Origin of the sequence: Polaromonas sp. AET17H-212, from assembly GCF_002379085.1 — a bacterium.
In the GTDB taxonomy this organism is placed as follows: domain Bacteria; phylum Pseudomonadota; class Gammaproteobacteria; order Burkholderiales; family Burkholderiaceae_C; genus Polaromonas.
Map to the genome: position 1 here is coordinate 13,334 of NZ_NBZW01000017.1, position 24,285 is coordinate 37,618.

The following is a 24,285-nucleotide window of genomic DNA, read 5'->3' on the forward strand; positions in this document are numbered from 1 at the left end:
AACCCTTGGGGCCCGCCAGAAAAGCCTGGCCATCAAAAAGCCATGGAAAATACGTGCGCCTGTGTGTAGGGATATGTGATTGTGGGAAGTCGCGTGACGGCGGCGATGTGGGCGGCTGGTGTGGTCGCAGCTCATCATGGGCTAGTAGCAATCGATGCTCGGCCAGGAGAGTGAGTTTCTTTCAGCCGATGAAGGGGTACTCATGGCCGTGGTACTTCCAGTAGTCGTCAGCGGCGTTGAAGGTGCGAAACAGCAACTCCTCGCCGCCCGGCCAGAACCAGTTCATGGCGCCTTGGCCGGATAAATAGCACGGACAAAACTGCGGCGTGAGCTGGTTGAACCAGCGCTTGGACTTGTTGATCATGTCGTCCAGATGCTTGTACTCGCGGCGAAAGATCACGCCGGGCCAGAACACCCAGTAGTCGATGTTGCAGTGATGGGCAAAGGCTACGAGTATGGCGTCGGTCTTGCCTGGCCCGCGCGTACCCGAGTAGCAGACCTCCCTGTACCTGCGGCTCAGTCGCATCGATCGGGCCAAATACGCCGCTGCCATCTTCAAGCTGCTGGTCACGCGGCCGCGCCAGCGACTCGGGCTTTTGCAGGCAACGCATCATCAACTATTGCGAGCGGGCCGGGGTGCACCATATCGTGGGCCAGGCGCGCAATGCGCGGCTTGAGCAGATTGTTGCCGCCGACCGAAAACTGATCCACTGGGTCAGGCTTCAGCGCAACTCAACACCCCGGCCGCAGCCGCCGCCGTAATTCTTTCGCAAACGGGTGCGAAGACCGAGGACAGGGCATCCTAAATCCCCAAATGACCGAGCTTGCGCGTTTCCTGGGTCGGATGAGCGGCTTTTATGAGCAGGCTGCGCGGTCCGCTTCCTCGCTGTCCTAACCAGCCCACAGGCTTAGGCGCATGACCCCTGCCCATTGGAGGGCAGGCTCAGGTCTAGATCGGGAAGCCGTTAGTGAAGCTTACCCGAAGGTGCTGGACGAGCAAGGTGACGGCGCGGGATACATGCAGCGAATACGGGCGGATCGCGAATATCCTGTCCGCAAACGTGCCCACGGGTCGCCAGCCCGGGAGGACTTCGACCAGGCTGCCGTCCCCAATGGCGCCCTGCACACTGAAGTCCGGCAGCAAGGCGATGCCCAATCCCGCCTGGGAGGCTTCACGCAAAGCCTCGCTGTTGTTGGCACCGAACGGCCCGCTGGTCGGCACCGTGACCCTCCCGTGGGACTTCACACGTCCGGACCTAGGCTCCATGGACCAGACGTTAGACTCCTGGCCCCTGGGATAGTGCAGGCAGTCGTGCCCGGTAAGTGACTCGGGACGGACGGGCATGCCTTTTCGTTGGAGATAGGCGGGACTGGCGACCAGCAGTGACTGAGTTTTGCACAAGAGCCAAGCAACGTGGGTCTCTGGCGGTGAGGCGGTATGCCGGATGGCTAGGTCAAATCCTTCAATAGAGAGCGAGCTGAGCCGGTCAGAAAACTCCATTTCGACCCGAACCGAAGGATGCTTCAGCAGGAAGGCGGCGATTCGGTGAACGAGTTGCTGACGCCCCAGGGCCACTGGCGCAGTCAGCCGAATCAGCCCGCCCGGTTCTCCCGCGATGTCGCGCGCGCTGTTGAAGCTTGTTGCAATTTGTTCAAACGCGCCGCGGGTCTCGTCGACGAGTTGCTGGCCGGCTTCGGTCAAACGCATGCTTCGTGTCGTGCGTCGCACCAAGGGGACCCCGACGGCCTTCTCCAGTTCGGAAATGTGCTGACTCATGGCGGCTTTGCTCACGCCCAGCCGCTTCGCCGCGGCGGTGTAGCTACCGTTTTCAGCCAGCACCGTCAGCCCATGGAGATGGGACCACATAGATTCAACTTTTTTGGAAATCATCTGTCTATTGTTCACCAAAATGAACAAACAATTCAGCGCCCGGGCGTAGCCAAGCCTCGCACTCCTTCCTAAACTGGCTCCAAGCCGCCATTCTCTTTGACTATCCACTGGACCACACATGAATTTCCCAACCCCAGCCATCCCCGAAATTGGGCACCACATCGGCGGCAGAAATGCCCCGAGCCGATCCGCACGCAGCCAGGACGTCTTCAACCCCGCCACCGGCGCCGTGACCGGCCGCGTGGCGCTGGCCAATGCCGCCGAGGTGGACGCTGCTGTCAGCGCGGCCCAGGCGGCCTTCCCGGCCTGGGCCGACACGCCGCCGATACGCCGGGCCCGCGTGATGTTCAAGTTCCTCGAACTGCTGAACCAGAACAAGGACAAACTGGCGCACATGATCACGGCCGAACACGGCAAGGTGTTCACCGACGCCCGGGGCGAGGTCTCGCGCGGCATCGACATTGTCGAGTTCGCCTGCGGCATCCCGCAGCTGCTCAAGGGCGACTTCACCGACCAGGTCAGCACCGGCATCGACAACTGGACGCTGCGCCAGCCACTGGGCGTGGTCGCCGGCATCACGCCCTTCAACTTCCCGGTGATGGTGCCGATGTGGATGTTCCCGGTGGCGATTGCCGCCGGCAACTGTTTTGTGCTCAAGCCCAGCCCAATCGACCCGAGCGCCAGCCTGTACATGGCCGATCTGTTCCGGCAGGCCGGCCTGCCCGACGGTGTGTTCAACGTGGTGCAGGGTGACAAGGAGGCGGTCGATGCGCTGCTGGTCCATCCGGACGTCAAGGCGGTGTCCTTCGTGGGCTCCACGCCGATTGCCAACTACATCTACGAGACTGGCGCGCGACATGGCAAACGCGTGCAGGCCCTGGGCGGGGCCAAGAACCACATGGTGGTGATGCCCGATGCCGACTTGGAGCAGGCCGTGGATGCATTGATCGGTGCCGGCTACGGCTCGGCCGGCGAGCGTTGCATGGCGATCTCGGTGGCGGTGCTGGTGGGCAATGTCGCGGACAAGCTCGTTCCCATGCTGGAAGCCCGCGCCAAAACCCTGGTCATCAAGAACGGTGTCGAGCTTGATGCGGAGATGGGTCCTATCGTGACAGCGGCGGCGCACAGCCGCATCACCGGCTACATCGACCACGGCGTCAAAGAAGGCGCCAAGCTGCTGGTCGATGGCCGCAGCTTCACCGGCAAGAATGCCGGCAGTGGCTGCGACAACGGTTTCTGGATGGGCGGCACGCTGTTTGACCATGTGACGCCGGAGATGAAGATCTACAGGGAAGAGATCTTCGGGCCGGTGCTGGGCTGCGTGCGGGTGAAAGACTTTGCTGAAGCGGTGGAACTGATCAATGCGCACGAGTTCGGCAATGGCGTGAGCTGCTTCACGCGGGACGGCCATGTGGCGCGTGAATTTTCACGGCGCATCCAGGTGGGCATGGTGGGCATCAATGTGCCCATCCCGGTGCCCATGGCCTGGCATGGCTTTGGCGGCTGGAAGAAGAGCCTGTTCGGGGACATGCATGCTTATGGCGAAGAAGGCGTGCGTTTCTACACCAAGCAGAAGTCCATCATGCAGCGCTGGCCCGAGAGCATTGGCAAGGGTGCGGAGTTTGTCATGCCGACGGCGAAGTAGTCAGAATTGGGTGCGGAAACGCCGATCCCAAGCGGGTCCGTGGCACATATACTGGTAAAGGATCGCCACCGTAAGGGCCAGTAACAGATATCTCCCAAGACGTATGGCGCGAGGACTGGCGTCCCGGTAAGACCGTACTGAACTTGCCAGAGCCACCACGAATACTGTTTCATCGGCATGTAACGCTCCAGCCTCCTCTGTCGTGGACCTTAATCAGCATTGCCTTAAGTCGAGGTCGCTACTGATCCACTTCAGCGCTCGCTACCAGCGCAGTAACAAACGTCCTAATACAGCACCAGCAAGCACCGGCACCGTCATGCCGATGACATACCAAACAGCAAGAAACGGAAAAGTGAGTTCCACGCAGTACAGCGCATAGATCGCGGCCCCCACGCCACCGGCCAGCGCACCGGCAGCCGCGCCGGCGAGTGTCTGCCGGGTGGGAGCGAGATCCCTGAGCGCCAGCAGCGTTGCCACAAAAACCGGCAAGGCCAGGAGGCCGATACTGAGCGCACAGGTGCGCCAGGACTGCCCCAGCAACGATGGCAGGCGCTCCTCCATCGGCATTCCGAACCATGCCACGGCGGCCATCGTCCAGACCAACAGCACGGGCACCACCATGCCCATCCAGGCGCGCCGTACCTCGACGCCCGGTCGTGCCAGACGCAATACGGTGACAAAGGCCGAGACGGCAATGGACAGCGGGAACAACAGCTTGGCCCAGAACATCGGCAATGAAATGACCAGCCTCAAGTCGTCACGTAATCCATAACCTGCGAAGAAGATCGCCAGAGACACCGGAACACCGACCAGCAGCGCCCGTCTGATGCGCCGGCCGGCCGCGTTTTGCGGAACGGCAGTCGCCCCATTGGCAAGCATCGCCACAAAATCGTCAGTTTTCACAGGGTGCTCCTGAATCTGGCTGCCAAGGCCTTGAGGCCGCGATGAATGCCAATCTTCACGGCCGACTCCGACATGCCGGTCAGACTTGCTGTCTCGGCCACCGACAGACCCTCTATTTTCACGTGGACAATAGGCAGCCGCTGACGTTCGGGCAGGGTCTCAAGCAGACCAACCAAGTCGCGCCTCGCGTCGCTGGCTTCCGTGGCCGACTCGGCGAACACCGCCAAGTCGTCGTCCAGCGGGTCATGCAGATCCTCGCGGATCGACTTGGCCCGCAGCAGATCGATCATCTTATAGCGCGCGATCGCATGCACCCAAGCCGTCAGCGGCTGGTCGCTCTGGTAGGTGTGGCGCTGATTGTGCATGGCGAGCAGGCATTCCTGGACAAGGTCTTCCACTTCATCGGGCCAGCCGAAGAGGCGTTTGCGCAAAAAAGCACGCAAATAGGTACTGAGCTTTTGGAGGAAGGCGCGGTAGGCGGCGGTATCTCCATTGAGGCCGCGCATGAACAAGTCATGCAGCACCTGTTCCGCCTCGCTTCTCACCACAACACTCCTTCTTGTCATTCGATCTTTCGGCTTGTTTGGTTACAAAAAGTGCAAAAAACTTGCCCGATTGTGCCTTGCGCTGTAACCGCAGCGATGCGGGCTACGAAGTACCAGATAACTACGCATTCGGCGTGGTTACGCTTCAAACATCTTTAGGAGTTTATTCATGACTAACCGTCCCCTCGTCATTTCCGCCCTCGTCCTTGGTGCGCTCACCGCCGGCGCTGCCTTGGCCCAGGACAAACCAATGACCGACAAAATGGCCAAGATGGAAAAATGTTACGGCGTCTCGATGGCCGGGAAGAACGACTGCGCCGCCGGCCCCGGCACAACCTGCGCCGGTACGTCCAAAGTCGATTACCAGGGCAACGCCTGGAAGAACGTGCCAGCCGGCACTTGCATCACGATCAAAACACCCAAGGGAACCGGCTCACTGCAACCGATTAAGTCCTGACCCGGTCACAAGTCGTTATCCCGCTGCCATGATTGATGTCCTCACGGCTGGCCTCAGCCTCAAGCCTGAGCACTTCGAGCCTGCGCTCTCAGCACAGGCCGATGGCCTGTGGTTTGAGGTGCACCCCGAAAACTATATGGCGGCGGGCGGCCCGCGGGTGGGATGGCTGGACGCCATCCGCGCCCGTCATCCAGTGTCCCTGCACGGCGTGTCCCTGTCGCTCGCAGGCGACGCGGAGCCGGATGCCACTCACCTTCAACGGCTGGCGGCGCTGGCCCGGCGTATCCAGCCGTCGCTGATTTCCGAGCATCTGGCATGGTCCCAATGGAACGGCCAGTATTTTCCCGATTTGCTGCCTTTTCCACGCACGACCTCAGCGCTACAACGCATCGCTGCCAATATTGCGCGCACTCAGGACGCGCTGAATACGGTGATCGCCATCGAAAACCCCTCGCATTACCTGCGTCTTGACAGGCATGAATGGGACGAAATAGATTTCCTGAGTGAGCTGGCGCGGCGTACCGGCTGCTCGCTGCTGATCGACATCAACAACGTGCATGTTTCAGCGCGCAACCTCGGCTTCTGCGCTGAGGACTGGCTGGACCGCTTTCCGCAAGCGCTGGTCAGCGAAATTCATCTTGCGGGCCATACCGCCGATCCGAGCCTGGGCGAAGGCCTTTTGATCGATTCGCATGACACGCCCGTCGCGCCTGAGGTCTGGCGCCTCTATCGCCGCTTCATTGAGCGCTCTGGTGCGCGGCCCACGCTGATCGAGCGCGACGGCAACGTGCCGGCTTTTGACGAACTGATGGCTGAGCGAGATCAGGCCTTGCTTGAGCTCGAACGCGGCACGCAGGAGAGCATTGCATGAGCACGCCGCTGCCGCTGGGGCAATTCCAGCAGGCCTTTGCGCAGGCGTTGTTCGCGCAGCCCGCGGCCGTCGGCCCTGAGATGCAACTGCTCGCCACGCAACCTGCTTTTGCGGTGTACCGCAACACGGTGATGAAGGCCTGCATCGACGCACTGGAGGCGAACTTTCCAGCGGTCGCACGCTTGGTGGGGGCCGAGTGGTTTCGTGCCGCCGCTGCGCTTTATGTGGCGGCCGAAGCGCCCAAAGACGCACGCCTTCTGTACTACGGCAGCGGTTTTTCCGACTTCCTGCGTGGCTTTGAACCGGCGGCCGAACTTGTCTACCTGCCCGGCGTGGCGCAGCTCGACACCTTCTGGCGCGAGGCCCATGTCGCACCCGACGCCCCCGCCGTTGATGCCGCATGGGTCGCCGGCCACACGCCGGAGCAGATGGCCATCCTGGTGCTAAGTCCCCATCCGGCGGCACGCTGGGCCTGGTTCGACGAACACCCGGTTTACAGCATCTGGGAGCGCAATCGCAGAAACAACGAGCTCAACGAACTCAAGGAAGATCTGACCTGGCGGGGCGAAGGCGCGCTGCTGACGCGGCCTCGCGATGCGGTGGTCTGGCATGAAATCACGAAAGCCGGTTGCGTTTTCCTCGATGCCTGCGCTGATGGCCGAACACTTGCTGATGCGACGGCACACGCGCTGGCGGCCGAACCGAAGGCAGACCTCGCAACCACCTTTGCGAGCCTGCTGCGCTCCGGCGCTTTTGCGGGCACTTCGACTTAATCCCCTGCGAAGGAACACCATGAGCACCCATGTTGAAGTTTCCCAAACTATTTCAGGCGCCGGCGACAGTGGTCTTCGCGCTCGCTTGAACTCGATCGCCGCTTGGCTTTCGCGCATGGTGACTCACGATCTGCTGGCGCTGGCCACGCGTTTGGGCATTGCTGCGATTTTTTTCTATTCCGGGCGCACCAAAGTCGCGGGCTTCCTGACGCTGACCGACAGCACCTATGAACTGTTTCGCGCCGAGTACAGGCTGCCGCTCTTGCCGCCAGAGATTGCGGCGCACTTGGCGACCTATGCCGAGCATCTGTTCCCGCTCTTGTTGGTGTTGGGCTTGTTTACACGCTATTCGGCGCTCGCTCTGTTGGGCATGACGTTGGTGATTCAGGTCTTTGTGTATCCGGACGCGTGGCCAACGCACCTGTCATGGGCGGCCCTGCTGCTTTATCTGGTCGGCCGGGGCGCCGGACGTCTTTCGGTTGACCGGGCGTTGGGCATTCACTGAGTGGATGTCCACCCAACCTACGGAGTAGCACGCCTTGCGAAAATCGAATCTTGTCACTCAGGCCGTCTGATAGGCTTCAACCATTGATCCCATCAACCTCCATTTTCAGGCGCTCGCTTCAACCGGCGCAGCAGGACAGCTGGTTCACATCTTTGTTGAAGGTCTGCGCGCAGAGCTTCAAGCCCTCGACCATCGTCAGGTAGGGAAACAACTGGTTGGCCAGATCCTGCACGGTCATGCGCGAGTGGATGGCCAACACGGCCGTCTGGATCAGCTCGCCGGCATCCGGCGCGACCGCCTGCACGCCGATCAACCGCCCCGAGCCAATTTCAGCCACCAGCTTGATGAAGCCGCGGGTGTCAAAGTTGGCCAGCGCGCGCGGCACGTTGTCCAGGCTCAGCGTACGGCTGTCGGTCTCGATGCCCTGCTGGCGGGCCTCGGCCTCGCTCAAACCCACCGTGGCCACTTGCGGGTCGGTGAAGACGACCGCAGGCATAGCGCTCAGTTCGAGCGCGACGTCGCCACCGGTCATGTTGATGGCGGCACGGGTGCCAGCCGCTGCCGCGACATAGACAAATTGCGGCTGGTCAGTGCAATCTCCGGCAGCGTAGATCAGCGGACTGTTCGTGTGCATGCCTTTGTCGATGACGATGGACCCCTGTGCATTGACGGCGACACCCGCCGTTTCCAAGGCCAGGCTGCGCGTATTGGGTGTCCGGCCGGTAGCGACCAGCAGCTTGTCGGCACGCACTTCGCCCTGCCCCGTGGTCAGCACGAATTCGCCGTTCACATGGGCGACTTGGCGGGCTTGCGTGTGTTCCCGCACCTCGATGCCCTCGGCACGAAACGCGGCTGTGACGGCCTCGCCGATGGCCGGGTCCTCGCGGAAGAACAAGGTGTTGCGCGCCAGGATCGTGACCTGGCTGCCCAGCCGGGCGAAGGCCTGCGCCAGTTCCAGCGCCACCACCGACGAGCCGATGACCGCCAGTCGTGGCGGAAGGCTCTCGCTCGCGAGCGCTTCGGTCGAAGTCCAGAAGGGAGTGTCCTTCAAGCCCGGGATAGGCGGCACGGCCGCGCTCGCGCCGCTGGCAATCAGGCAGCGGTCAAACGCCAGCTCGCGCTCGCTACCATCGTTCAAGTGCACGACGAGGCTGCTGGCGCTTTTGAAGCGCGCCTCACCGTGCAGCACGGTGATGGCCGGGGTGCCTTCCAGGATCTTCTCGTACTTGGCATGGCGCAATTCATTCACGCGCGCCTGCTGCTGAGCCAGCAACTGGCCCCGATCGATAGCGGGCCGGGACGCGGACACACCAGCGTCGAATGGACTTTCCCTGCGCAGGTGCGCGACATGGGCGGCGCGGATCATGATCTTGGAGGGCACGCAGCCGAAGTTGACACAGGTGCCACCCATCGTGCCGCGCTCGATCAGCGTGATACGCGCGCCTTGCTCGGCCGCCTTCAGCGCCGCTGCCATCGCGCCGCCGCCACTGCCAATGACAGCGACGTGCAACTCGCCCGCCTTGCCGATGGCCATGGGACCGCCGCCCGGCAGGCCCAGAGCCTTGTCCAACAGGCTTGCGCCCATCAACGGGGTGGGTACATCGGCCAGCGCGGCCAGGGGCGTGTCGCCGGTCATCGCCAGCTGCGCCGTTCCAGGGGGATCAGAGATGTTTGCCGAACACATGCCGGGAACCTTTTCCAGCGCCTGTTTCGCGTGTGTGGCGCAGGCGTCGCAAGTCCCGCCGCTGGTTTGCAATTGGGTCATGAGTTCCCTCCGATTTCGGCTTGGTTCAAGTGACCCGATCCGTCGCCGCCTGCTTGGCAGGAAGCGCGCAGCCATTGGCACTGCAACGCCGATTCGCGGGCGAGGCGAAATCCCAGATCGACACGGCGAACATCGCGGCCAGCCCGACGTAGAGCAGCTTCTCCGCCATGGCGAATGTAGCGACGAGCACGATAGTCGGCCCGACCATGCCCAGCACGCTGCGGTGCCACTGGCGGTGTTTCAGCCAGCCCAGCGCGTTGGCCAGCAGCGCCAGCGAGGCAAAAAGTGGCAACAACACAGTGATGAACAGGCCCTCGTACTGGCTCAGGAAGCCCAGGCCGATGGCGCTGCCGAAGCTGGCGAGCGCCGGAAAGCAGGCCCCGCAGCCCATGGCGGACACGACGGAGCCCAGCCCGCCGGCCTTGTTGCCTATGGAGTCGAGAAGGTTCATGCTGGTTCGCCAGAGTTGACGGGGTGGCTCAGCGCTTGACGCTGGATGGGTAGCCGGCGTCCTCGGTCGCCTTGGTGAGCTTCTGCACGCTGGTCCGGCCATCGTCGAAGCTGACAACGGCTTGCCGTTTCTCGTAGCTTACTTCGACCCTCTGCACGCCATCGACTTTGGAAATTGCCTGCTTGACGGTGATCGGACAAGCGGCGCAAGTCATGCCCGGTATGGCCAGCGTGACGGTCTGGGTAGCGGCCCACACGGGCGCAACGACGGCAGCCAGGGCAAGGGCGGAAAACAACTTCTTCATGGTGGGCTCCTGTGGTCAATAAAAAAGTGGTGCGATGTACGGGAATCCGAACGCGACCAGCACCAACGCGGCCACGACCCAAAAGAGGAACTTGTAGATCGCTCGTATCTGGGGAATCGCGCACACGTCTCCCGGTTTACAGGCTTGCGCCGGACGGAAGATGCGCCGCCAGGCAAAAAACATGGCCACCAGTGCCACGCCAATGAAAACGGGGCTGTAGGGTTCCAGCACTGTCAGGTTGCCGATCCACGCCCCGCTGAATCCCAAGGTGATCAGCACCAGCGGCCCGAGGCAGCAGGTGGACGCGAGGATGGCGGCCAGCCCTCCGGTGAAGAGCGCCCCGCGCCCATTTTGCGGTTCAGCCATGTGCGTTTCCTTTCAAATCTGAATGCGATGGCGTAAGCTTACTTCCGTAGTCATGTACGGAGTCAAGCGATATGAAAAGCGAGTTGGAGAATCTGACCATCGGCGTTTTTGCCAAGGCGGCCGGGGTCAACGTGGAGACCATCCGGTTCTATCAGCGCAAGGGGTTGTTGCCAGAGCCGGACAAGCCTTATGGCAGCATCCGCCGCTATGGCGAGGCGGATGTCACGCGGGTGCGGTTCGTGAAATCAGCCCAGCGGCTGGGTTTCAGCCTGGATGAAATTGCCGAACTGCTGCGATTGGAGGATGGCACCCATTGCTCGGAAGCCAGTAGCCTGGCCGAGCACAAGCTCAAGGATGTGCGCGAGAGAATGACCGACTTGGCACGCATGGAGGCCGTGCTGTCTGAGTTGGTATGTGCTTGTCATGCGCGCAAAGGGAACGTTTCCTGCCCGCTGATTGCGTCGCTGCAAGGTGTTGCGCCTTTTGGCGTTTTTTATTCTCCAAATTCCGGGGCGACCCCGTGAACAACGGGGCATCTTCGACAATCTCCTATTACCCAATGCTAATTTAGGAAAAATCAGCGCAGGAGCGCATTGCAGCCGAAGAGCGCCATCGGTGTGAGCAGTGCCACGCGGTACTGAATCCAAAAGCGAGGGACTGCTGCGTGTTTTGTTCCTCCGGAACGATGCCTTCTCCACCCATCCGGAACCGAAGCCTTTTGTTGAATAGCTGCAGCTGAGAACTTTTTTCAATGCTATGGGTCACATCTCCACTAGACTCAGCCCATGACCCGAAACCGTCGCCACCGCCTGATCACAGTGTTTTTCGCACTGGTCAACCTGCTGTTCATGCAGCTGGCGGTGGCAGGCTACATCTGTCCCGGCTCTGAATCAAAAATCGCCGAGGCGGCCACCATGGCCGAAGCCGGAACGCCCTGCGCCGAAGCCATGCCGCTCAACATGGACGCTCAGCAACCCAACCTGTGCCAGGCACATTGCCAAGTGGGTCATCAGTCAGCCGACAAGCATCAGCTGTCCTCTCCCGTCGCCATCAGCGCTTTTCCTGCCGATTTCAGTTTGAAGATCGCCCTCCCGGTATTTTCTGAGGCGCCGCTGCAGGCGCCTCATCTGCAGCGCACCACCGCGCCCCCTGTCGCCATCCGGAACTGCTGCTTCCGCCTCTGACCTCCCAGACCACCTAGCTCCTGTCTGATGCATTTTGCGTGCATCGGCAGGTCGTTATTCGTGTTCTGGAGGTTTTATGTCTATTTCCTTTCCGATTTATCGGATCACGGCTGCCGCCTGGATGGTGGCCATGGCGTCTGCATCGTGGGCCGCTGATCCTTTGACCCTGATCGAGGCGCAGCGCATTGCCGTTGGCCGGTCCCAGCAATTGGTCGCCCAAGGGGCGCTCACAGCCGCTGCTCGAGAACAGGCCGTGGCGGCTGGCCAGCTCCCGGATCCGGTGCTCAAGTTCGGCATCGACAACCTGCCGGCCGACGGCCCGGACCGCGGCAGCCTGACGCGTGACTTCATGACGCAGCGCCGTATTGGCGTCATGCAGGAAATTCCGCGCGCCGAAAAACGCCAACTCAGGGCGGAAAAGTTTGAACGCGACGCCGAGCGAGTGAAGGCGCAGCGTCAACTGACGCTGGCCAACGTGCAGCGCGACACGGCGTTGGCCTGGCTGGATCGCTATTACGCTCAAGCCCAGCGTGAATTGTTGCAGCAACAAATTGAGGAAGCCCGACTGCAGGTTCAAGCCGCCGACAGCGCCTTTCGCATTAACCGGGGCAGCCAGGCTGACGTGCTCGCAGCCCGCGCCGCAGTGATCATGCTGCAAGACCGCCTCAGCCAAATTGATCGCCAGTCCCGCAGCGCTGCCCTGATGCTGGCCCGGTGGGTGGGCGCTTCTGCTGCGGAACGACCCACTTCAGGATCGCCCCCATGGCAAAGCACGCCGCTACAGGGCGATATTTCGAGCGAACCCCTTAAGCGGCATCCTGATCTGCTGATAATAAGCGCCGAGATTGATTCCGCTGAAACTGAAGTCCGGCTGGCCCAGGCTAATAAGAAGCCAGACATCAGTGTGGAGGCGAGCTACGCTCAGCGCGGCCCGACTTACTCCAACATGATCTCCATCGGCGTCTCCATCCCATTGCAGTGGGATCAGAAGAACCGCCAGAACCGCGAGCTGGCCGCCAAGTTGGCCCTGGTCGACGAAGCCAAGGCCCGTTACGAAGAAGCGCTGCGCAACCATGAGGCCGAGGTCCGTGGCTGGCTGAACGACTGGCAAACAGGCAAGGATCGGTTAGCCCGGTACCGCAATGAGTTGATCCCCACAGCCCGGCAGCGCACCGAGGCCGCACTGACCAGCTACCGCACGGGCAAAAGCGACCTGGCAGTGGCATTGACCGCGCGCCGCGATGAGCTCGACACCCGTATGCAGGCCCTGACGCTAGAGATGGATACCGCGCGCTCCTGGGCCCAGCTCAACTTCCTCATCCCCGAACACAGCATGCCGGCACAAGCCAAGGAACAGCCATGAACAAGAAACACCTGATTGCCGCGCTGATCGCCGCCGCCGTACTGGGCGCCGCAGGCTATGGCCTGTACGCCCTAGGCATGAAAAACGGCAGCAACATGGCTGCAGTCGCCCCGCCGGGTGGAGCGCCGCCAACTCCAGCGGCCGCGGCCACCGCCGGGCCCCAAAACATCGCCGAGGGCGAAGAAGCTACCCGTCGCCACATCAGCACTGGCCTCAAGGCGGGCGATACCGATCCGGTCAGTGGCCGCAAGATCCTGTACTACCAGGATCCCATGGTGCCCGGCAACAAGTTCGACAAACCCGCCAAGTCCCCGTTCATGGACATGATGCTGGTGCCGGTTTATGCCGACAGCGATTCCGACCAGGGCAAGGTCACCGTCAGTCCGCGGGTTCAGCAGAACCTGGGCGTGCGCACCGCAGTGGTCACCGAAGGGACGCTGTCGCCTCAAGTCTCGGCGGTGGGCAACATTGCGTTCAACGAACGCGACCAGGCCACGGTGCAGGCCCGGGCGATCGGCTATGTCGAGCGCGTGCATGTGCGCGCCACGCTGGATCCGGTGGCCAAAGGTCAGCCTTTGGTGGACCTGTATGTTCCAGACTGGGTGGCGGCTCAGGAAGAGTTTCTGGCCCTCAAGCGCATGCAGGGCAATGATCTGGGTTCGCTGGTCGACGGTGCCCGCCAGCGCATGCGCCAGGTCGGCATGAGCGACGAGCAAATCCGCCAGATGGAGACCAGCGGCAAGACACAGGCCCGGACGACGATCACGGCGCCATTGGGCGGCGTGGTGGTGGAGCTGCTGGCACGCGAGGGCATGACGGTGTCGGCGGGGATGACCCTGTTTCGCATCAATGGGCTTTCCACGGTCTGGGCCAACGCCGAGGTACCCGAGAGCCAGGCGGCGCTGCTGCGCCCGGGCGCCAAGGTGCAAGCCCGCAGTCCGGCCGTGCCAGGCACGACCTTCGAAGGCCAAGTACAAGCCATCTTGCCGGACGTCAATGCCGCGACGCGCACGCTCAAAGCTCGATTGGAATTGGCGAACCCGGGATCTCGCCTCGTACCAGGCATGTTCGTGACCATGCAGTTCATGGACATGCGGGCGGAGAAGTCCTTGCTGATCCCTACAGAAGCTGTCATCCAGACCGGCAAACGCACGGTCGTGATGTTGGCCGAGGAGAACGGCCGCTTCCGGCCCGTCAATGTCCAAGCCGGCATTGAAAGCGGCGGCCAGACGGAAATCAAAAGCGGCCTGCAGGCGGGCCAGCGCGTGGTGGTTTCCTCGCAGTTCCTGATCGACTCGGAAGCCAGCCTCAAGGGCGTGGAGACTCGGCTTAATAGCGAGCCCGCCCCGCCATTGGCCCGGCACCCCGATGAAGCGCAGGTGATTGCCATCGACAAAGACAGCGCCCAGCTGGCCCATGGCCCGCTGCGCACAGCCGGCATGGGCGCCATGACCATGGAGTTCAGGGCGCCGGCCGGCGGCATGCCGCGCAATGTCGCCAAAGGAGATAGGGTCCAGTTCGAGTTTGTGATGCCCAAGGACGGCGAGCCGACCCTGACCTCGATCACGCCTGTGCCACCTGTTCCCCCAGTTGCCCCTGTTCCGCCACAGCCTGGCTCGCCGGCGCCGAAGCCTAAAACCCCGTCGTCGGGAGTTCAGCGATGATCGCCCGCCTGATTCGCTGGTCCATAGTCAACCGCTTCCTGGTGCTACTGGCCACGCTGATGATCGCAGCCTGGGGCGTGTACTCGGTGATGAGAACGCCGCTGGACGCCCTGCCCGACCTGTCGGATGTACAGGTCATCATCCGCACCACCTACCCGGGGCAGGCACCGCGCATTGTTGAAAACCAGGTCACCTACCCGTTGACCACGACCATGCTGTCGGTACCGGGGGCCAAGACAGTGCGCGGGTATTCCTTCTTTGGCGACTCCTACGTCTACGTGCTGTTCGAGGATGGGACCGACCTCTATTGGGCACGCTCCCGCGTGCTGGAGTACCTGAACCAGGTCCAGTCGCGCCTGCCGGCGGCGGCCAAGGCGTCGCTGGGACCGGACGCCACCGGCGTGGGCTGGATCTACCAGTACGCCCTGATTGACCGCAGCGGCACCCAGGACGCCGGGCAACTGCGTGCCCTGCAGGACTGGTTCCTCAAGTACGAGCTTAAAACTGTGCCCAATGTGGCCGAGGTGGCCTCGGTCGGCGGCATGGTGCGCCAGTACCAGGTCGTGCTGGACCCGGACAAGCTGGCCGCCTATGCGATTCCGCATACCAAGGTGATCGAAGCCATCCAGAAAGCCAACCAGGAAGCCGGCGGGTCGGTGCTGGAACTTGGAGAGGCCGAATACATGGTGCGGGCCTCGGGCTACCTGCAGAGTCTGGAGGATTTCCGCTCCGTTCCGCTAATGACGTCGGCAGCAGGCGTCCCAGTGCGCCTGGGTGATGTGGCGCGCATCCAGATCGGCCCCGAAATGCGCCGCGGCATTGGCGAACTGGACGGTGAAGGTGAAGCCGCCGGCGGCGTGATCATCATGCGCTCCGGCAAGAACGCCTTGGAGACCATCGCGGCTGTCAAGGCCAAGCTCCAGACTCTGCAGACCAGCCTGCCCAAAGGGGTTGAAATCGTGCCGGTTTATGACCGATCTGGCCTGATCAATCGCGCCGTGGACAACCTGACCTTCAAGCTGCTGGAGGAGTTTTTGGTGGTTGCCGTGGTATGTTTCATCTTCCTGTTCCACCTGCGCTCGGCCTTCGTTGCGATCATCTCGCTGCCGCTGGGGATCCTGGCCGCCTTCATCGTGATGCACTACCAGGGCGTCAACGCCAACATCATGTCGCTGGGCGGCATCGCGATAGCCATCGGTGCCATGGTGGACGCTGCCGTGGTGATGATCGAAAACGCCCACAAACACCTTGAGCATTGGGGCCGCGATCATCCAGGCGGGCCGTTGGAAGGCGAGGCGCGCTGGCGGGTTATTGGCGACGCGGCGGCTGAAGTCGGGCCGGCGCTGTTCTTCTCGCTGCTAATCATCACCTTGTCGTTTATTCCGGTGTTCACGCTGGAGGCCCAGGAAGGACGGCTGTTCTCCCCTCTGGCGTTCACCAAGACCTATGCCATGGCGGCGGCGGCCGGGCTGTCGGTGACCTTGATTCCCGTGCTGATGGGCTACCTGATCCGCGGCCGCATTCCCGACGAAAAGTCCAACCCCCTGAACCGCCTGCTGATTGCCATCTACCGGCCAATGCTGGAGGTGGTACTTCGCGCGCCCAAGCTCACCTTGCTGGCGGCAGGCATCGTTTTGGTCATCAGCCTCTGGCCGCTGCAGCATATCGGCGGCGAATTCATGCCGAGGCTGGACGAAGGCGACTTGCTCTACATGCCATCGGCACTGCCAGGCCTGTCGGCCGGCAAGGCCAGTGAGTTGCTGCAGCAGACCGATCGGCTGATCAAGACCGTGCCCGAAGTCGCCAGCGTGTACGGCAAGGCCGGGCGCGCCGAAACCGCGACCGACCCGGCGCCCATGGAGATGTTTGAGACCACCATCCAGTTCAAGCCCCGCGACCAATGGCGAACTGGCATGACGCAGGACAAACTGGTGGAGGAACTGGACCGCATCGTCAAGGTGCCGGGCCTGTCCAATATCTGGGTACCACCGATCCGCAACCGCATCGACATGCTGGCCACGGGGATCAAGAGTCCGGTGGGGGTCAAGGTGGCGGGGACCGACCTGATCACGATAGACCGCCTGACCGGCGAGATCGAGCGGGCGCTCAAGGACGTTCCCGGCGTCACCAGTGCCCTGGCCGAGCGCCTGACCGGCGGTCGCTACATCGACGTCAATATCAGGCGCGATGCGGCATCACGGTTCGGGCTGAACATTGCCGACGTGCAATCGGTTATCAGCACAGCCGTAGGCGGCGAGAACATTGGTGAGACGGTCGAAGGCCTGCAGCGCTTCCCGATCAATATGCGCTATCCCCGCGAAATCCGGGATTCGCTGGAAAAGCTGCGCAGCCTGCCCTTTGTAACCGAACGCGGCCAGCGCCTGGTCCTGTCCGATGTGGCGGAGATCCGCATCACCGACGGTCCACCCATGCTGCGCAGCGAAAACGCCCGCCTGTCTGGCTGGGTCTATGTGGACATTCGAGGCCGGGACCTGCGCTCGGCCGTTCAGGATATGCAAAAGGCCGTCAATGAGAAGGTCAAGCTGCCGCCGGGCTACTCCATCTCCTGGTCCGGCCAGTTCGAATTTCTGGAACGTGCCACGGCCAAGCTCAAGGTGGTGGTGCCATTCACGCTGCTGATCATCTTTGTGCTGCTTTACCTGACGTTCAAGCGCTTCGATGAAGCTTTGCTGATCATGGCGACCCTGCCGTTTGCCCTGGTGGGCGGTATCTGGTTGTTGTATTTGCTGAGCTACAACCTGTCGGTGGCCGGCGCCGTCGGGTTCATCGCCTTGGCCGGGGTTTCCGCCGAGTTCGGCGTGATCATGCTGCTGTACCTGAAATCGGCCTGGGAGGACCGCCTCGATCAGGGCAAGACCACGGCGGCCGACTTGCTCGATGCGATTCAGGAAGGCGCGGTACTGCGTGTGCGGCCCAAGGCGATGACGGTGGCCGTCATTCTGGCCGGCCTGTTCCCCATCATGTGGGGCGCGGGGACAGGTTCCGAGGTCATGCAGCGGATCGCTGCGCCCATGGTGGGGGGCATGATCACCGCGCCGCTGCTGTCCATGTTCGTGATCCCGGCGGTCTACCTGCTCATTCGGCAGAAGGCGGCTGCAAAATGAGTAATATGCAGGCCGCCACCGACGTTTTCAGAAAGCGGTGAGCGGGCTGGTCAAGGGTCGAGACCATGACATACGCGGGGAGCGCGAGGGCTGGCCCGGCCACATCTTGGGAGCTAACAATTACAACGAGCGGCTCAAGGGCTGGCCACCGGCAACGGCAACCCTATTAGCCGCGTTGGCGCCGCCGCGATCGTCGGGCTTTGGCTCGCGCTGACAGCAATGCCGTGGATATCGTACGGTCAGCGCTGGTTCTAGCCCTCCACGCTGGACTGAGGTCAACACGAAGCGTGGCTTGCGGTTCCGTTCAATGACTACAGCTCGCTCGAGTTCGGCGGAGCACCCACCATAAAGCAATTACTGGAATGACTATCCACTGCACAACGGGAGAAAGACCAATGCCAAAAAGCGTTGGCATCGCTGGCGAATACGCCCAACTTAGAGTGACCGTCGTGTTGTGCCACTCGCTGTAGATGGTATAACCCAGACCCATCAGGAAGGTCGCTGCTGCAACTTGACGAAATTTTCCGTTAGGCCAGTCCATGGCCCACAGTATCAGCACAGACACCGTGAGACTGACGGCTGCAATCAAGGCATCACCGATAGTGCAATGAAGAACAGCAAATGCAATCTCACTTGGGGTCCCGGTCGTCCAAAGCGTGTAAAGCGGCAATTGGAGGACTTCCCACACCAGATGCAAGGCCATGCTCACAAACGTGTATCTGGCGACTGCCGAACTCAGGTCAATAAAACGGGACCTGCTTGAATTTTGCATGGTGTATAGCCTAACCGACAGTGCATCGGCGAAAGCACTATTTCGCAGATGGTGCGGATCGCAGTTGGTCTTCCGTTTTCCGGCAAACGTCGCCAGCGGACAGGCCTGCACCTCCAGCCCGCTTGCGGAAACCGGGAATGCTCCGGGCGAACTGCAGGCATCTCAGTCGGGGTGGTCATTTACTCAAGGCCTTGCTGCTGCTGCCCCCGCCATGCCGTCAATCCGTCAATCCGTCTGACAGGAGAAAATGGAACGTATGGAATGATTTTTAATCTATTCTTTACCGAAAATATCAAATCATGGACCGACTTTCCCTGCTTCTCCACCGCTTTTCGCTGAGCGCCGGCGTCTTTTACACCGGGCAACTTTGCGGTATCCACAACTTCGAGCGGGATACCCAGCGCGGCCATGTGCACCTCATCAAGCGCGGCCCGGTGAAACTGACCGGTGGCCGTCGCGCCGGACTCATGATTACTGAACCCACGCTGTTGTTCATGCCAAGGCCTGACGCCCACCGGCTGATCGCCGATGACCGGGATGGCGCCGACGTGGTCTGCGCCTCGATACAGTTCGGCGGCGGCGGACATAACCCGATCACCGATTCGCTACCGCCGCTGGTTCTGGTGCCGCTGGCCGAGTTGCCGGGGGCGAATGCCCTGCTGGAGCTACTGAACGAAGAGGCCTTTGTAGAGCAGTGCGGCCGCCAGGCCGCATTGGACCGGTTGTGCGAATTGCTGATGATCAAGCTGCTCAGGTACTGCATGGACCACGGCCTGACCAGCGGCGGAACGCTGGCCGGCCTGGCGGATCCGAGACTCGCCAAGACCCTGGTCGCGCTGCATGAGGCCCCCGGGCGAGCATGGGAGCTGCCCGAAATGGCCCTTCTGGCAGGAATGTCGCGCTCACGCTTCGCAGTGCATTTTCGGGAGACAACCGGGGAAACACCGTCCGACTACTTGGCCTCTTGGCGCATCAAGCTGGCGCAAGGAATGTTGCGCGCAGGCCGACCCCTGAAGCATGTGGCAATCGAGGTTGGCTACGGCAGCGCAAGTGCTCTGACACGGGCTTTCATCAGAAAGATCGGTCAGCCACCGACGCACTGGCTGCGAATGGCAGAAAAAGACTCCTTGTCCGCCACGTAGAAGTCTGCGCGGCGGACGGAGCGCCGGGCGCCTCCCTGCGGGGCGCTCTCGCCACTGACATCTCCCTCTTTGAGACGCACGGACATCAAAGTGCGACGGACAGTATCCATGAATACTGTGCTGCGACATAGCATGGAAGCTTCGCTGAACCAGACCGGTGTCAACCAGAACATCCGCGCCGGTACCAGTCAACCATTGCAAGGACCCCATCAAATGGCCGCAACCCCCCTCCTCCACACCCTCCACACGATTGACCCCGCAACCGCAGACCAAGCACAAAGGGAAATTCTCGACAAAGCCATAAAGCAGGTTGGCTTTCTGCCCAACATGTACGCCAACATGGTCAACGCACCGGCGGTGCTAAGCACCTACCTGCACGGCTATGCGCTGTTCCGGTCGGAGTCGGGGTTGAAGCCCGCCGAACAGGAAGTTGTTTTTCTGGCTGTGAGCCAGGTCAACGGTTGCACCTACTGCACCGCGGCACACAGCATGATTGCTGACAAAAAATCGGGCGTCCCCGCGGATGTCCTGCAGGCCATCCGCGCCGGGCAGCCCATAGCCGATGTCCGGCTTTCGGCGTTGTATGCGTTGACTGCGGAGATGGTGAGAACCCAGGGTCGCCCAACCGCAGAGATCTTGCAAGCCTTCCTCGCCGCGGGATTTCACGAAAAGGATGTGCTCTACATCATCCTGGCCATTGCCGTGAAGACTCTCAGCAACTACAGCAACCACGCGTTCGCCACCGAAGTTGATCCGGTATTCTCCGCCTACCGTGTCGATTGAGACGTGCCACCCCGGTCAAGCCTGCGCTCTCCCGAGCGCAGGCTTGGAGACGGTTTGTGTCACTGAATGCCGTGCTGGATTCACACGCAAAGCAGCACGTCACCAACTTTGACAGGCATGGCTCGAATGGACACCCACGCCTCGCACCCCGTGCTCTTCAATGCGGGGATTCGGCGACACAATGGATCCGCAGTCAGGTTTAGGCGTGTGCCGAGTACCAGAGTCGCGGGCTTTAATGCACGCCCGGTGAACCGCCGAATCAATCAACCGAGGTGCGTGTAACGCCACCGGAAACGGGATTGAGCACGCCATAGACGAACCACGAGATCGACATGACCTTTTTCACTTCTTTGCCAGAAGACGCTGGTGTCCGCCATATCCTGGCACTCAATTCCGGCGCTGGCCGCGCTTTGCTAGAGCTTCACAGTGCGGCGCTGCGCATTGACTCTCAACTGACAAGCAAGGAAAAGGAATTGATTGCCGCTTTTGTGTCTGGGCTCAATGCATGCCAGTACTGTTACGGCGTGCACGCGGAAACGGCACAGGCCTTTGGCGTCTCCGAATCACTCATCAAGGCCTTGATCACCGACTTTAATAACGCCCCTGTGGACCCAAAGCTCAGGCCCGTTCTGGACTACGCGCGCGTGCTGACACTGACGCCAACAAAAACCACGCAGCGGCTGGTCGATTCGGTTTTCGCAGCCGGCTGGACAGAGCGCGACCTGCATGATGCAATTCTGACGGTCTGCCTCTTCAACTTTATGAACCGCCTTGTCGAGGGGCACGGGGTCAAAGGCTCGCCTGGGATCTTCGTGGAGCGCGGCAAGGCGCTCTGGAGTCAGGGCTATTCACCGCTGCTCGCCATGCTTGATCCACCAGGAAATTCATAGCCGACTGTAAAGTAATCGACTCAAAAGACGATTCCGGCAGGATGCCCACCTTGGTCAATAACGACGCACGTGCGCAGAGGCAATCATGCTGCCAAATCCTGATCCGGGTCGATGTTCACAGCTCTACCATCGGCATAGGCTTTCGAAAAACGTCGCAGAAGACTCATCTGCTTGCGATAGTTCGTGCAACCTGTGCACATCATCAGGTGCATCCGGAGCGAAATTTTTTCCCCTAGCTCCAGCGGGAGTTCAAGTTCACGGGAACAAACCTCCGTGACTTCTTTGCAGCTCAGCATAATGATCCTTTCGGTCGTGCCCAACCAGCGTCCATGCACCCCCGAAGCTTCAGCCGGGCTCTATGCAAAATAACATGACAATTGCTCGTTGAAATTCCCAGTTGAGAGCAAATCTCGACAGACTCGAACCCCAGGAACTCGCGCATCATAAATACGCGACCGGTATTCGCGGGAAGGTGCTCGAGGCAGGCTTCGAACACCTTCCAGAACTGCCGCGTCTCCATCGACTCCTCAGGGGTCGGCCAGGTAATCGGCCTGGGGCCATCACGCCAGCCCCCGCGTTCGTTGAATAGAGTTTCCAGACGTTCTTGCCAGTCCTCCCCGTCTTCGACCAGCGTGGACATGGCAACCGTCCGTCCAGCCTGCCGAAGGTGATCAATGATGCGATTGCGAAGGATCGCAAATACCCAAGTCTTTAGCGTAGATTGGCCAGCGAATGAATCCGAGTGCCGAAGGGCCGCTTCAATCGATTCCTGAACCAAGTCCTCGGCGCTCTCTGAATTGCGTAATTGGAGGTGCGCAAAACGCATCATGTCAGCACGTAACTTCAGCAACTCATCTGCGCCGATAGAACGCACAGATCCGGATGTCTGTATGGATGTGATTGCCGCGCTAGGGATCATTCAATCGCCTCGCTGACGTCGCGACTCATTGCGGGCCGCGCTATAGCTTGACACACAGAAGGGCACCACAAAATTCAACCCCACCTGCCACAGGTTGATACTGTGCTGGTTCCAGAGCTGCGCACCATTGTTGATCAAGTTGAGGATGCCCCCCACGACCAGAGCGACCTTCAGCGCGGGAACGATAATTCTCCGCCGCGACAACAATCGCACCAGTGGGGTACGCGATGGTCCAGGATCTGTGGACTCAGGAGCGATGGTAGGTTGGCTAATGGACATGTCGGAAATTATCAACTGAAATATGCGCGCAGCGCCTTGATCGCGGCGCTATGTGAATCGCCCGGTTGCAGGTCCTCCTTGCGTAGGACCAGAAAGCTCGATGATCTGGTAGAAGCGCTCACAGCACGGTAGTCTCGCGGACTTGAGATTGTCGGCGCAGATACGAGGCCATGAACCGCTCGTTCTGTGATCACCTTCATTGTGTCGAAGCTTGCCATCCCCGCGAAAACCACCGGCAGGTGAGGATGCGCTTGGCGGATCAATCTGAAAACTGTCGCTACGTCAGCATCCACGGACGACGTGACCGCTGTGGAAAGAATGGCGCCATTCAGAGAGCCTCGCAACTCCTGACTGAGTTGCGAGAGACTTTCCACCCGTACAGGTGAATAACCCGTTTCGACCAGAAATGGGCGCATCTCACTGACAATAAATGCATGAGGGCGAGCCAGCAATATGCGCTTTTCGAGAGCCATGGGAACGAATCTCCTGATGAACTTAAGTATTCCAAACGTCACGAAAATTTCATCTGTGATCTTCAGTTTCGTGGGGCCGGCGTGCCGTAATACCAGCCCTAATAAAATTAGACGTGGCGACATATCAATTTCTTACAGGGATCGGCTGTAAGAATTTCAATCGAAGTCTGTCTAACAACATAGCCATACCACGGACCCCCCATGCACGCCACCCTTCCGCTTCTCATCCGCACCAGTTTCCCCGCGCTAAAGCGCCACGTCGTTGAAACTGTCCAAGTCAACCTGGGGTACCGCTGCAACCAGAGTTGTCTGCATTGCCACGTCAACGCCGGTCCAAACCGTACCGAGGAAATGTCGATCGAGAACATTAACGCCGTCCTCGCTTTTCTGAAGGCAAACCCGGAGATCCGGACCTTGGATTTGACTGGCGGGGCGCCGGAGCTGAATCGCCACTTTCGCGCATTGATTGTTGCTGCCCACGCTCAAGGCGTGCGGATCATCGATCGCTGCAACCTGACGATTCTCGAAGAGCCCGGACAGGAAGGGCTGGCAGAGTTTTTGGCCGACCACGGTGTAGAAGTCGTGGCTTCGATGCCGTGTTATCTTGAAGACAATGTCGATCGCCAGCGGGGCAAAGGGACCTTCGACGCCAGCATCCGGGGCTTGCAGCGGCTCAATGCCCTGGGTTACGGCCGGATCGACACCGGTCTGACGTTGAACCTCGTCTACAACCCGCAAGGCGCCAGCCTGCCGCCTGACCAGGAGACGCTGGAGCGGGACTACAAGCTGCATTTCGCCAAGCATTTCGACGTCGTCTTCAACCACTTGTTCACTCTGGCCAACATGCCGATCCAGCGCTTTGGTTCAACGCTGGTATCCAAAGGCTTGTTCAACAGCTATATGACTCTCCTGCGCAACGCGCATCGTGAAGACAACCTCGACCAGGTGATGTGCCGCAGCCTTGTCAGCGTGGATTGGGAAGGCCATCTATATGACTGCGACTTCAACCAGCAGCTTGGCTTGCCTATCCGCAACGCCGGAAAATCCCGCCTGCACTTGAGCGAGATCACCGCTGACCGGCTGAAAGGCCAGTCCATCCGGGTCGCGGATCACTGTTTCGGCTGTACTGCCGGCCAAGGGTCCAGTTGCGGTGGGTCCCTGGATGCGGCCAAGACGCTGGAACTTGACTACAGCAACCAAATATCTTCAATTTAA

27 protein-coding genes and 1 pseudogene are annotated in these 24,285 nt (G+C 60.9%); 16 read left to right on the plus strand and 12 right to left on the minus strand.

What is annotated here, in order from left to right; genetic code table 11:
• Positions 1 to 181: 181 nt before the first annotated feature.
• Entirely contained in the window at positions 182 to 526 is a 345-nt protein-coding gene (locus B7G53_RS22520; RefSeq protein ID WP_141396336.1) for a hypothetical protein, read from the minus strand.
• On the opposite strand from B7G53_RS22520, the pseudogene B7G53_RS13870 reads away from it, so the two are divergent.
• Positions 507 to 684 (plus strand): annotated as a pseudogene (locus B7G53_RS13870) (IS1380 family transposase); the annotation flags it as partial. The gene B7G53_RS22520 and the pseudogene B7G53_RS13870 sit on opposite strands and share 20 nt — an antisense overlap.
• A gap of 265 nt (positions 685 to 949) precedes the next feature.
• Here B7G53_RS13870 and B7G53_RS13875 read toward each other — a convergent pair.
• Positions 950 to 1,891 (minus strand): LysR family transcriptional regulator, encoded by a 942-nt coding sequence (locus tag B7G53_RS13875; protein ID WP_096668821.1) that lies wholly within the window; start codon positions 1,889 to 1,891, stop codon positions 950 to 952.
• 118 nt (positions 1,892 to 2,009) lie between these two features.
• Between B7G53_RS13875 and B7G53_RS13880 the strand changes: the two genes are divergently transcribed.
• Positions 2,010 to 3,536 (plus strand): CoA-acylating methylmalonate-semialdehyde dehydrogenase, encoded by a 1,527-nt coding sequence (locus B7G53_RS13880; RefSeq protein ID WP_096668643.1) that lies wholly within the window; start codon positions 2,010 to 2,012, stop codon positions 3,534 to 3,536.
• Positions 3,537 to 3,797: 261 nt separating this feature from the next.
• Here the strand turns inward: B7G53_RS13880 and B7G53_RS13885 are convergent, their stop codons facing one another.
• Together B7G53_RS13885 and B7G53_RS13890 are read right to left on the minus strand one after the other, a co-directional pair.
• Positions 3,798 to 4,439: a DUF1109 domain-containing protein gene (locus B7G53_RS13885; RefSeq protein ID WP_096668645.1), complete on the minus strand. Its 642-nt coding sequence runs from the start codon at positions 4,437 to 4,439 to the stop codon at positions 3,798 to 3,800.
• A complete protein-coding gene (locus B7G53_RS13890; RefSeq protein ID WP_096668647.1) occupies positions 4,436 to 5,005 on the minus strand; it encodes a sigma-70 family RNA polymerase sigma factor in 570 nt (189 codons plus the stop codon). The genes B7G53_RS13885 and B7G53_RS13890 overlap by 4 nt, the downstream gene beginning before the upstream one ends.
• Before the next feature lie 148 nt (positions 5,006 to 5,153).
• On the opposite strand from B7G53_RS13890, the gene B7G53_RS13895 reads away from it, so the two are divergent.
• Genes B7G53_RS13895 through B7G53_RS13910 form a run of 4 tightly spaced genes read left to right on the plus strand, consistent with a single transcriptional unit; the run spans position 5,154 to position 7,590 of the window.
• Entirely contained in the window at positions 5,154 to 5,441 is a 288-nt protein-coding gene (locus tag B7G53_RS13895) for a BufA1 family periplasmic bufferin-type metallophore (RefSeq protein WP_096668649.1), read from the plus strand.
• Positions 5,442 to 5,469: 28 nt separating this feature from the next.
• Positions 5,470 to 6,312: an MNIO family bufferin maturase gene (gene bufB / locus B7G53_RS13900; protein ID WP_096668651.1), complete on the plus strand. Its 843-nt coding sequence runs from the start codon at positions 5,470 to 5,472 to the stop codon at positions 6,310 to 6,312.
• Positions 6,309 to 7,085, plus strand: a complete 777-nt coding sequence (locus tag B7G53_RS13905; RefSeq protein WP_096668653.1) for an HvfC/BufC N-terminal domain-containing protein — start codon at positions 6,309 to 6,311, stop codon at positions 7,083 to 7,085. Before bufB ends, B7G53_RS13905 begins: the two co-directional genes overlap by 4 nt.
• Positions 7,086 to 7,104: 19 nt before the next feature.
• Positions 7,105 to 7,590 carry a DoxX family protein gene (locus B7G53_RS13910; RefSeq protein WP_096668655.1) on the plus strand — a complete coding sequence of 162 codons (486 nt, stop codon included), beginning with the start codon at positions 7,105 to 7,107 and terminating at the stop codon, positions 7,588 to 7,590.
• A 118-nt stretch (positions 7,591 to 7,708) separates the two neighbouring features.
• On the opposite strand, the gene merA is transcribed toward B7G53_RS13910, so the two are convergent.
• From merA to merT, 4 genes are read right to left on the minus strand one after another with little or no spacing between them, the layout of a single operon-like run.
• Complete coding sequence (gene merA, locus B7G53_RS13915; RefSeq protein WP_096668657.1) at positions 7,709 to 9,355, minus strand: mercury(II) reductase; 1,647 nt, start codon at positions 9,353 to 9,355, stop codon at positions 7,709 to 7,711.
• A 25-nt stretch (positions 9,356 to 9,380) separates the two neighbouring features.
• Positions 9,381 to 9,806 carry an organomercurial transporter MerC gene (gene merC, locus B7G53_RS13920; protein WP_096668659.1) on the minus strand — a complete coding sequence of 142 codons (426 nt, stop codon included), beginning with the start codon at positions 9,804 to 9,806 and terminating at the stop codon, positions 9,381 to 9,383.
• 28 nt (positions 9,807 to 9,834) lie between these two features.
• Positions 9,835 to 10,110 carry a mercury resistance system periplasmic binding protein MerP gene (gene merP, locus B7G53_RS13925; protein ID WP_096668661.1) on the minus strand — a complete coding sequence of 92 codons (276 nt, stop codon included), beginning with the start codon at positions 10,108 to 10,110 and terminating at the stop codon, positions 9,835 to 9,837.
• A gap of 15 nt (positions 10,111 to 10,125) precedes the next feature.
• The gene (gene merT / locus B7G53_RS13930; protein WP_096668663.1) at positions 10,126 to 10,476 is read right to left on the minus strand and encodes a mercuric ion transporter MerT; all 351 of its coding nucleotides are present in this window, start codon (positions 10,474 to 10,476) and stop codon (positions 10,126 to 10,128) included.
• A 71-nt stretch (positions 10,477 to 10,547) separates the two neighbouring features.
• On the opposite strand from merT, the gene merR reads away from it, so the two are divergent.
• From merR to B7G53_RS13955, 6 genes are all read left to right on the plus strand, one after another.
• Positions 10,548 to 11,000 (plus strand): Hg(II)-responsive transcriptional regulator, encoded by a 453-nt coding sequence (merR, locus tag B7G53_RS13935; RefSeq protein WP_096668665.1) that lies wholly within the window; start codon positions 10,548 to 10,550, stop codon positions 10,998 to 11,000.
• 68 nt (positions 11,001 to 11,068) lie between these two features.
• Complete coding sequence (locus tag B7G53_RS23330) at positions 11,069 to 11,215, plus strand: GDCCVxC domain-containing (seleno)protein (RefSeq protein WP_303621656.1); 147 nt, start codon at positions 11,069 to 11,071, stop codon at positions 11,213 to 11,215.
• Positions 11,216 to 11,261: 46 nt separating this feature from the next.
• Positions 11,262 to 11,660, plus strand: coding sequence for a hypothetical protein (locus B7G53_RS13940; protein ID WP_096668667.1), 399 nt, complete (start codon positions 11,262 to 11,264; stop codon positions 11,658 to 11,660).
• Between the two features lie 76 nt (positions 11,661 to 11,736).
• Positions 11,737 to 13,023: a TolC family protein gene (locus B7G53_RS13945; protein WP_096668669.1), complete on the plus strand. Its 1,287-nt coding sequence runs from the start codon at positions 11,737 to 11,739 to the stop codon at positions 13,021 to 13,023.
• Complete coding sequence (locus tag B7G53_RS13950; RefSeq protein WP_096668671.1) at positions 13,020 to 14,687, plus strand: efflux RND transporter periplasmic adaptor subunit; 1,668 nt, start codon at positions 13,020 to 13,022, stop codon at positions 14,685 to 14,687. The genes B7G53_RS13945 and B7G53_RS13950 overlap by 4 nt, the downstream gene beginning before the upstream one ends.
• Complete coding sequence (locus B7G53_RS13955) at positions 14,684 to 17,812, plus strand: efflux RND transporter permease subunit (protein WP_096668673.1); 3,129 nt, start codon at positions 14,684 to 14,686, stop codon at positions 17,810 to 17,812. Before B7G53_RS13950 ends, B7G53_RS13955 begins: the two co-directional genes overlap by 4 nt.
• A gap of 304 nt (positions 17,813 to 18,116) precedes the next feature.
• Here the strand turns inward: B7G53_RS13955 and B7G53_RS22525 are convergent, their stop codons facing one another.
• Positions 18,117 to 18,584 (minus strand): hypothetical protein, encoded by a 468-nt coding sequence (locus B7G53_RS22525; protein ID WP_141396337.1) that lies wholly within the window; start codon positions 18,582 to 18,584, stop codon positions 18,117 to 18,119.
• A 299-nt stretch (positions 18,585 to 18,883) separates the two neighbouring features.
• On the opposite strand from B7G53_RS22525, the gene B7G53_RS13960 reads away from it, so the two are divergent.
• The 3 genes from B7G53_RS13960 to B7G53_RS13970 all read left to right on the plus strand — a co-directional run bounded on the left by B7G53_RS13960 (position 18,884) and on the right by B7G53_RS13970 (position 21,399).
• A complete protein-coding gene (locus tag B7G53_RS13960; protein WP_096668675.1) occupies positions 18,884 to 19,726 on the plus strand; it encodes an AraC family transcriptional regulator in 843 nt (280 codons plus the stop codon).
• A gap of 108 nt (positions 19,727 to 19,834) precedes the next feature.
• Positions 19,835 to 20,509, plus strand: coding sequence for a carboxymuconolactone decarboxylase family protein (locus tag B7G53_RS13965; protein ID WP_255250016.1), 675 nt, complete (start codon positions 19,835 to 19,837; stop codon positions 20,507 to 20,509).
• Between the two features lie 332 nt (positions 20,510 to 20,841).
• Positions 20,842 to 21,399 (plus strand): carboxymuconolactone decarboxylase family protein, encoded by a 558-nt coding sequence (locus tag B7G53_RS13970; RefSeq protein WP_096668680.1) that lies wholly within the window; start codon positions 20,842 to 20,844, stop codon positions 21,397 to 21,399.
• Positions 21,400 to 21,688: 289 nt separating this feature from the next.
• On the opposite strand, the gene B7G53_RS13980 is transcribed toward B7G53_RS13970, so the two are convergent.
• From B7G53_RS13980 to B7G53_RS13990, 3 genes are read right to left on the minus strand one after another with little or no spacing between them, the layout of a single operon-like run.
• The gene (locus tag B7G53_RS13980) at positions 21,689 to 22,318 is read right to left on the minus strand and encodes a sigma-70 family RNA polymerase sigma factor (protein ID WP_096668684.1); all 630 of its coding nucleotides are present in this window, start codon (positions 22,316 to 22,318) and stop codon (positions 21,689 to 21,691) included.
• Positions 22,319 to 22,597: a nitrate/nitrite transporter NrtS gene (gene nrtS, locus B7G53_RS13985; protein ID WP_176491367.1), complete on the minus strand. Its 279-nt coding sequence runs from the start codon at positions 22,595 to 22,597 to the stop codon at positions 22,319 to 22,321.
• 11 nt (positions 22,598 to 22,608) lie between these two features.
• Positions 22,609 to 23,070 carry a hypothetical protein gene (locus B7G53_RS13990; RefSeq protein WP_141396338.1) on the minus strand — a complete coding sequence of 154 codons (462 nt, stop codon included), beginning with the start codon at positions 23,068 to 23,070 and terminating at the stop codon, positions 22,609 to 22,611.
• A 201-nt stretch (positions 23,071 to 23,271) separates the two neighbouring features.
• On the opposite strand from B7G53_RS13990, the gene arsS reads away from it, so the two are divergent.
• Entirely contained in the window at positions 23,272 to 24,285 is a 1,014-nt protein-coding gene (gene arsS, locus B7G53_RS13995) for an arsenosugar biosynthesis radical SAM (seleno)protein ArsS (RefSeq protein WP_096668688.1), read from the plus strand.